Below are 8,894 nucleotides of genomic sequence, written 5' to 3'. Positions count from 1 at the left end.
CGCGCGGACCCCGGTTGAGCCGGGGTCGTCGTTCGGCGCCAGCACCACGCGGGCCGCCGCGCTCACATCGGCGGATTCGACCCGCTCACGGCCGGCAAGCGCAGCCGAGGCCCGCGCCACGCGGAAGGCCGCGAGCGAGGAGCGCAGCGAATCGACGCCGAGCGCCAGCGCGGTGCCACAGAGCGCCTCGATCGCCTCGCCGTCGACCTCGATCTCGGTCAGCCTGCGCCGCGCCGACTGGATCTGGCTGACCTCGATATCCGAGGGAATGGCCTCGTTGTAGCGAATATCGCCGAGATCGAGGAGGAAGGCGAAGCGATCGAGCAGGGTGTGCGGCACCTGCTCCTCCTCATTGGCACCTTCATCGAGCGCCACCACGCCGACCCGCGCAGAGGTGCGCGCGGTGATCCCGTCACGCTCGACCTGGATCTCGCCGTTATCGAGCGCCGTGCTCAGATAGGCTGCGGTGGAGCGCCCCACCCGCTCGGCCATCGCCAACTGCACCACGCCGCCATCGGCCTCGGCTAGCAGACCGCGCTCGGCGACCGGACGCCCAGCGTGCAGCGTGGCCGCCAGGTCGAGACCGCCGAGCAGCCGGCCATCGGCGACATGCAAGGGGATGCGCCGGAACGGCAGCTCCGGCGGCAATAGCTCGCGTAGCAGCTCCATCCAGAGGTCGCGCACCGGTCCCGGCAATGCTCGCACCGAGATACCGCCGCTGCCGGCCGGATCGACCGCGAACAGCGCCGCCGCGAGACAGGCATCATCCCAGCGCGCGCTGTTATCGGGCAGTGCCGATGGATGCTCATCGTTCATCGTGCTGAAGAAAGACCCGAAGCCGGGACCGGTTGCCTGCCGTACCGCCCGAGCGCGGTCAGATGGCGATTGGGGTCGCCATCAGTGCTCGGCAGACAGGCCCCGCGAAAGACAGCGCTCATTCGCCGAATAGCTCCTCGATCGCGCGCTCAACGCGGGTTGTGGAGCCGGCGTCGTCAAGCACATTGCGCCGCAGTCGATGGCGCAGGGCCGGCGGCGCGACCCGCTTCAGGTGCTCATCGGTCACCGTCTCGTCACCCTCGAGTGCGGCAAAGGCGCGAGCGGCCCGAATCAGCGTCAGCTCACCGCGCAGACCATCGGTGCCGAGCTTCATGCAGAGCTCGGAGGCGCGCTCGAGCGCCGCATCCGGCACCTCGACGTTGGGCAGCCGCTCCTTCGCATTCAGGATCTGGCGCCGCACCTTGCCATCCTTACGCTTGTACCTCTCGATGAAGGCCGGCGGATCACGCTCGAACTCGTCGCGCAGACGCACCACCTGAACCCGGGATTTCAGGTCCTGCGGGGTGCTGATCTCAACCGAGAGGCCAAAGCGATCGAGCAGCTGCGGTCGCAGCTCACCCTCTTCCGGGTTGCCGCTGCCGACCAGCACGAACTTGGCCGGATGGCGCACGCTCAGGCCTTCGCGCTCGACCACGTTCTCACCGCTGGCGGCGACATCGAGCAGCGAATCGACCAGATGATCCTCGAGCAGGTTGACCTCGTCGATGTAGAGGAAGCCACGGTGCGCGCGCGCCAAGAGACCGGGCTCGAACGCCTTTTCACCGCGGGTTAGCGCCTTCTCCAAATCGAGTGCACCGATCACGCGATCCTCGGTCGCCCCCAATGGCAGGTCGACCACCGGCACCTGCGCCTTGCGGACCTTGAGCTTGCCGTTCGCCTTGCGCTCGCGACACTGCTCGCAGAGTCCAGACTCCGGGGCGTCCGGATCGCAGTTATAGGTGCAGCGATCGACCACCCGCATCGCCGGCAGCAGCGCGGCCAGTGCACGAATGGCGGTCGACTTGCCGGTGCCGCGATCCCCGAACGCGAGCACGCCGCCGATACTCTGATCGGTCGCTGCGATCAGGATCGCGAGCTTCATCTCTTCTTGGGCGACGATGGCAGAAAAGGGGAAGGCAAGCGGCATAGTCGTGTGAACCTTGTCGGCGGGCTTTATCAGATGCCCTTACTGGAGGCTAGAATCGCGGCACTGCGATCGCCGCAAGACCCTAGCGTCGGAGATTCTTTGCGGTCAAGATCAACTGTTCGTTTGCTTGCGCTGGCTCAGCGCAGCCGCTCGCGGATGCTCGTCGAGGGGCACAGATTTCGCGCTTGGCAAGCCTAACCCTTCTGTGACGATCTCAAGGCGTCATGAACGATTCAGATGAGACCGCCAATCCCCGAGACCAGCACTGCGACCTGAGCCCGCTGATGGAGCGCCGGCGCGCGCTCGGCGATGCTAGCGCGCTGCGGATCAGCGACCGCTGTTACTCCTACGCTCAGCTAGCCACTCTCATCGATCAACGGGCGACGGCTTTGGTCAATGCTGGCGTAGCGGCTGTTGAGCTGGTGCTCTGTCCAACCACGCCGGTGCTGGATTCGATCCTGATGCAATGGGCGCTGGCTCGACTTGGTGTCGCGATGCTGCCCGTTCGCGCCGATCTGCCTCGCACAAGGCGCGAGTCACTGATTCGCTCGACCGGGGCTGAATGGTGCTGGGCGCCCCTTGAGGGAGATCCTGATCTTGCGTCGCTGACAGGCGTTGGGGCCGGTGCTCTGATCCGCAACCACGCATCCCCTGTATCCGCAGCCACGCGTTCAGGAACCTCACCGCCAGCAGCTCGACCTCGACCAACAGGTAGAGCCACGCGAGCGGGGCCAGGTCCAGACACGGCAACACAAACGGACAGCCTGGTGCCCGCTGTTGAGACAACGCCTGCGGTCTTGGTCGAGACCAGCGGCAGCAGCGCAGAGCCCAAGATTGCGATGTTGAGCGCGGCCAATGTCACCGCCTCCTGTCTGGCAGTGAACAAGCGGCTCGATCTCCGGCTCGGCGACCGCTGGCTCTGCGTGCTGCCCCGCCCCCCTGTTAGCGGGCTTGCGCTCGGCTACCGCTGCGCGATCGCGGGTGCCGAGCTGATCATTGAGTCGCGCTTCGACGCCGAGATGGTCCAGAGAGTGCTTTGGGACGAGCAGATCACCCACCTCTCCCTTGTCCCGGCGATGCTCGAGCGCTTGCTCTGCATCGATCCGACGCCGCCGCCCTTGCTGCGCGTGACGCTCGTCGGGGGACAGGGACTCGACCGGCGTCTAGCCCGGCGCGCAGTCACGCGGGGCTGGCCAGTCTATCTGGGCTATGGCATGACCGAGACCTTCTCGCAGATCGCCGGCAACTGGATCGGCACCGATGGCCTGACACAGGGGGGGCTGATTCCGCTCGGCGATGTCGAGCTCAACTGCCCAAGCTGTGATGAAGGGCCACGGCAAGACCAGCCGCTGCGCATCCGAGCGCCCATGCTGATGCTTGGCTATGCCAATCCGACGCGCACCCCGGGCGAGGGCCTTGTGGACGGCTGGTTGCAGACCTCGGACCTGGCCTGTCGGCGCTCGGCCGGCGGATTAGAGGTGCGAGGACGCGCCGATGATATGGTATTGATTGCCGGCATCAACGTGCTGCCCGCTGAGATCGAGCACGAGCTCGCCCGGCTCGATCAGATCACTGAGGTCGCCGTCGTCGGGGTCCCTGATCCGACTTGGGGCCATCGACTGGCTGCGCTTTATACAGGCAATCTCGAGCCATTAGAGCTTGAGACCTGGTGCCGTAGTCATCTGTCTTCGCATCAACGACCTCGAGCCTTCGCGCGTCTCGACACACTGCCAAGACTGAGCTCCGGCAAGCGCGACCGGCAGGCGTTGATTGCCTGTGCCCAGGCCCTCGTACAGCCTGGTGGCAGCAATACCGAAGATGAACCTGATCGAGCTGATCGGAGCAGATCGTTGCGTGGACAAACCTAGACGCGGGGTCTTGGCTCGCGCACTTGGCTGATGTCGTGGCGGGCCACACGCCAGCGGGTCAGATAGGTACGCGATCACGCAGACAGCGCGCTGATGAGCGGTTTCGGCAGCGCTTGACGCTGGCCTGTGTCAGGATCGATCGCGACGTGGACGCTGAGCGCCGTGGCCACTTCCTGATCCGCACTGACGAATCGATAGGCGAGGCTGAAGCGGCGCTCGGCAAGGGCCTTCAGCTCGATGTCGACCTCGACTTGATCGCCATGGCGCAGCGGCCGGCGATAATCGGCTTCGACGTGCACCAACGGCAGGGCGAGCTGACCTGCTCTGATCAGGCCATCGACTGGCCAGCCAATCCGCGCCATCATCGCCTCGTAGGCATCATGGGCATGCCGGAACAGATGCGCGAAGAACAGCACGCCCGCGGCATCGGTGTCGTGCAGCGCGACGCGGAACTGATGCTCGATCATGGGTGTTGTCCTCCAGGAGTGGACGCTGGAGCTCTGGCCAGTAGCCAGCCAAGTCAGTCGCAAGCCAGATCCGTGGCTGGTCAGCCAGTCGCTAGCCAGGCCAGGGTCTCGGCTGGATCGCCGCCCAGCGTGCCCTGAGAGTCAAAGGGATTAGACGCCAGATGACGGTTCAGCCGATGCCGCGCCGCGTTCGACAGCTAGAGGGCTGGCAGCTCAGCCTCAAAAGCGGCCCAGGCCACATGCGATTCGCTCAACTGAATCCGCATCACGCTCAGCCCCTTCGCCGACTCACCGAGCTCGCCCGCGCTAATGCGCGCTGCGAACCGGTCGAAGATCGCGCGGGCAAGAAACTCGGTGGTCGTATTCTGGCCCTTAAAGGCCGGATGTTGGTCCAGGTTCTGGTAATCGAGCTCCCCGAGCACCTCCCGCAGCACCATCGAGGCCTTGCCGATATCCACCACCAAGCCATCCGGGTCCAGCTCCCGGCGCCGTAGCTCACAGTCGACCACATAGGTGGCGCCATGCAATTGTTGGGCGGGGCCGAAGATCTCGCCGCGGAAGCTGTGTGCAATCATGATGTGGTCGCGCACGCAAAGGCTATACATGGTCATTCCCCCTACATCCAGCCGTGGTGTTCCCCGCCCCGCTCAACGATCGTTTCTAGGATAACGGATACGATGCATCAGTGTGTCGCCAGGGGTGCTCGCCAGCTCAGCCATCACCGCCGGCAGGTTCGCGAAGCCATCCTCGCCACTGATCAATACGTCAAGCACTGGGTCAGTCAATAGCGACAGGGCCAGCTGCAGGCGCCGGCGATGATCCCAGCGCGCGCGCTGCTCAAGCGGCAGGCGGCCAACCTGCGAGGAGCGCAGCGTTAGCCGCCGCTGATGGAAGGCCTGGCCCAGCGGCAGGGGTACCGCTCGGCTGCCAAACCAGCTCAATGCCAGTACGTTAGCCTCAACGCCCGCGAGCGCGAGCGCTGTCGTCAAGCCGTCGGCGGTTCCACTGGCGTGGATCACCAGGTCCGCATCCGGACGCGCGGCCGCTGGCCCCCGGAACCTGAGGCCCAAGGCCGCGGCCGTCTCAGCGCGGTGCGGATTGATATCGACCAGCTCAACCTCACAACCTGGGATGCGACTCGCCAGCCAGGCGCAGAGGCAGCCCAGTACCCCGCCACCGACAACTGCGATCCGATCACCGAGGCGCGGCTGTGCGTCCCAGAGGCCGTTGATGGCGGTCTCCATCTGCGCGGCGAGGATGGCCCGCTCGGCCGGCAGGTCTTCTGGCAGTGGATGGACGGCCGCTGCAGGCACCCGATAGCGGTCCTGGTGCGGATACAAGCAGAACACCTGTTGGCCGAGGAGTTCGGCCTCATCGGCGGCCTCGATGCGGCCCACGCTGATATAGCCATACTTGACCGGCCCCGGAAACTGCCCAGCCTGAAACGGGGCACGCATCCGCTCGTACTCGCTCTCTGGGATCTCGCCGCGAAACACCAGGGACTCGGTGCCCCGACTAATGCCGCTGAAAAGCGTGCCCACCTCAACCTGCCCCAGTGCAAGCGGCGCGAGCGTCTCGGCTCGCAGCTCAGCTTGTCCAGGCCGGACGAGCCAGAATGCCAGGGCCGAATCGATCGCAACCATTACTTCACGCCCTTACTCGAAGAGTGCCGCATCACTGATGAATCTCGCCCAAACAGGTTGATGTGCAGTCCCTCTGCAGCAGAACCGAGCCCCGCGGTGTATCCGGTTTAGCCATCAGATCGAGCCAGATAGACATCGCCGGAATTCGCCGCCTCAGGCAGTTGCTCGATCCAGCAGCCGATCTCGTTGGCACTCAGCCAGTCGTCATGCACCAATGAGCCGCTGGCACCCAGAGACGCATTGTACCGATAGCGACCGATCCGCTCGCATTGCTCGAGGGCCTGCAGCGCGGCCGAGCGCTGGATAGTCGTGAACTCGAAGGACAAGGCGGCTAATGGATGAGTTAATCCCTGCAAGACGCTGACTTCATAGCCTTCGACATCGATCTTGCAGAATCGCGGCTCTCCGTAACGCGCTATCAAGGCATCCAGCGTGGTAACGGGAACACGGAGTCTGGTCTCCCAACGCTGTCCTTGCCAGGCTTGTCCATGTTGAGCTGCATCGATGAACGCGCTCGAGATCGAGCTCACGCTTGGATTGGCAAGGTTGAGATGCATCTCCGCATCGGTCGTGGCAGCACCGACCGCGACCCGCTCGAGAACGACCTGGCGGTCGCGACCGTGCAAGATGCGCAATGCTCGCGCCAATGCGGGCTGCGGCTCGACGGCAACGACCCGGGCATCCAGCCGGCGCAGGCTCGCGATACAATCCCCGACATGAGCGCCGATGTCGAACACGAGATCACCGGGTCGCACGAACTCGCCCAACAGCGAATCGCGCCAAGCCCCATCGGCGCTGTGGTAGCGCTGGTACAGGGAGCGAGCAACGCCTAGCTCTCGCCTTATTGCGTTCTTTAAACTCATGATGCGCTCGCGCTGGCTCAGCTCCGAATGAAGCTTCGCTATTACATCCTACTGCTATTGCTCGCTTTCGGCCTGGTGCCACTGATCGTGGCCGTGCTGATCAATCTGCCGCTGGTGCTTGATCGTACCGCGTTGTTCTACCAGAAGGCTTATTTACAGAACTTACGCGCGGATTTTCGCGATCTCGACCAACATCTTGCCAGTCGCCACGAGATGATTCGACTGCTGGCCAAGCTCCCGGAGCCTGGCATGATCCTTGGCGAGGCCAGCAATGAAGAGACGATCGACCTTGCCCGGGCGCGCTACACCGGCTGGATTAACCAGATGCTTAGTGACCAGGCCGACCTGATCGAGATCCTCTTCGTCGACGGCGATGGCAACGAGCGATTTTGGCTTCAGCGCGATGCGGCCACGCGCGAATGGCGTCCGACCGAATACCCGCCCGATCCCCCGAGCCGGGGCTTCACCAACGCTGGTCTCAAGCTCAAGACCGGCGAGGTCATCGTCAGCCGTATCCGCGTCAACTCCTTTGCAGCCAGTGAAGATCCTCGACAGCTGATGACACTCCAGCTCGCGAGCCCCGTCGGCAAACAGCCTGAAGACGAGACCAAGCCACTGGGTCTCCTGATGATGACCATCGACGTCGGTGGCCTGGCCAACTTCTACCGCGACACCCTCTGGGTAACGGACGATGGGCGCTACCTGCGCCCCGGTGAGCCATTCAGCGAAGAAGCGCTCGCCTTTGCCGACTTTCCGGGCCTCGAGGCCATCTTCGATGAAGCCAAGCTGGCACTTTGGAAAGGCGACTACGGACCACCGCTGCTCTGGGTGCCGATGTTCCTCACCGAGAATGCTCAGCCGCTCTGGGTCGGGCGACCCGTCGACCCCTCACCCATCGCGAATTTTCGCAATGCATTGGTCGGACGTGTGCTCAGTATCGTGCTGGTGCTGATCCTGGTCGTGCTGATCATCGCACGCTGGCTGGCGTCCCGTGCAGAGCATTTCGGCCAACAGTTGACCAGTGGCGTCCGCAGCATCCTGCGCTCAGACCAGATGCCGCGGTTCCGATGGCGCGGCCCCAGCGAGGTTAGAGAGCTTGGCGAGCAGCTGAATGCGCTTGCCCACAGCCATGCCGAGCATCTCAGCGCGGAGCGCCAGCACATGCGGCAGTTGGAGCAATCGAATCGATACAAATCGGAATTCCTGGCCAACGTCAGTCATGAGCTGCGGACCCCGTTGAACTCGATTCTGCTGCTCTCGAAACTACTCGCCGCGCAGGAATCTGGACTCGATGACGACCAGCGTCGCCAGGCAGGGGTCATCAACGAGGCCGGACGAGACCTCCTCACGATGATCGACAACGTGCTCGACATCTCCCGAATCGAGGCAGGTGCGGTCACGGTTCATCTGGAATGGGTCCCACCCAAGCCGATGATCGACGAGCTCGTTGTGATGCTTGGTCCCATCTTTTCCGAGAAGGGGCTGAAGCTCCGCGTTGAGCTCAGTGCCGCAGCACCAAACCGCATCTACAGCGATCAAGCCAAGATTCGCCAGATCCTCAAGAATTTCCTCTCGAACGCGGCCAAATTCACCCCGAACGGGCAGGTCACGATCGCCATCAAGGCTGGCGACGGGGACTACCCGCTGGCACTCTCGGTCACTGATACCGGTATTGGCATTCCGGACGGCAAGGAAGAGGTCATCTTCGAGGCCTTTCGACAGGCAGACGGCTCGACTCGTCGGCGCTACGGAGGCACGGGTCTAGGACTCTCGATCAGCAAGGAGCTTGCGCAGCTGCTCGGCGGCCAGATCACGGTAACCAGTACACCGGGACTCGGCTCTTGCTTCACGCTGCATTTGCCCCTTTCCTGCGACCCGAGCAATCTGGCAGCGGTTGAGGTGATCGAGTCTCAGGCGGCATCGCTGCCAACCCCGGAGACAGTCCCGACAACGGTCGGCGCGCAAGACAGCGCCGAGAACAACGGCGGCGAAGGCGCGAGCACTGAGGGACCCAAGCGTCACCACCGATCCGCGCCAGATCAATCGTCGCTTAGGCTCAGCGACGCTGAGCTCCTAGGCCAATGCGCTCT

General features: G+C 63.9%; 7 protein-coding genes and 1 pseudogene. 2 read left to right on the top strand and 6 right to left on the bottom strand.

Translation table 11 applies throughout. The features are described 5' to 3' along the window. Positions 1–816: pseudogene (gene bchD / locus ACY693_RS10015) on the bottom strand (magnesium chelatase subunit D); the annotation flags it as partial. 118 nt (positions 817–934) lie between these two features. After that, entirely contained in the window at positions 935–1,963 is a 1,029-nt protein-coding gene (bchI, locus tag ACY693_RS10010) for a magnesium chelatase ATPase subunit I (RefSeq protein WP_462321685.1), read from the bottom strand. Positions 1,964–2,187: 224 nt separating this feature from the next. On the opposite strand from bchI, the gene ACY693_RS10005 reads away from it, so the two are divergent. Then, a complete protein-coding gene (locus tag ACY693_RS10005; RefSeq protein ID WP_462321684.1) occupies positions 2,188–3,831 on the top strand; it encodes a class I adenylate-forming enzyme family protein in 1,644 nt (547 codons plus the stop codon). 74 nt (positions 3,832–3,905) lie between these two features. Here the strand turns inward: ACY693_RS10005 and ACY693_RS10000 are convergent, their stop codons facing one another. The 4 genes from ACY693_RS10000 to ACY693_RS09985 form a co-directional block, all read right to left on the bottom strand. Beyond that, a complete protein-coding gene (locus ACY693_RS10000; RefSeq protein WP_462321683.1) occupies positions 3,906–4,298 on the bottom strand; it encodes an acyl-CoA thioesterase in 393 nt (130 codons plus the stop codon). 197 nt (positions 4,299–4,495) lie between these two features. Continuing rightward, positions 4,496–4,903, bottom strand: coding sequence for a 6-pyruvoyl trahydropterin synthase family protein (locus ACY693_RS09995; protein WP_462321686.1), 408 nt, complete (start codon positions 4,901–4,903; stop codon positions 4,496–4,498). 42 nt (positions 4,904–4,945) lie between these two features. Then, entirely contained in the window at positions 4,946–5,941 is a 996-nt protein-coding gene (locus tag ACY693_RS09990; RefSeq protein WP_462321682.1) for a zinc-dependent alcohol dehydrogenase, read from the bottom strand. Between the two features lie 107 nt (positions 5,942–6,048). Then, positions 6,049–6,804, bottom strand: a complete 756-nt coding sequence (locus ACY693_RS09985) for an FkbM family methyltransferase (protein WP_462321681.1) — start codon at positions 6,802–6,804, stop codon at positions 6,049–6,051. Positions 6,805–6,831: 27 nt separating this feature from the next. On the opposite strand from ACY693_RS09985, the gene ACY693_RS09980 reads away from it, so the two are divergent. Then, positions 6,832–8,894: sensor histidine kinase (locus tag ACY693_RS09980; protein WP_462321680.1), on the top strand; the 2,063-nt coding region annotated here is incomplete at its 3' end.

This window comes from Halochromatium sp., assembly GCF_054919635.1.
The sequence above is the reverse complement of the archived record's forward strand: the minus strand, read 5'-3'. Positions and strand labels throughout refer to the sequence as shown.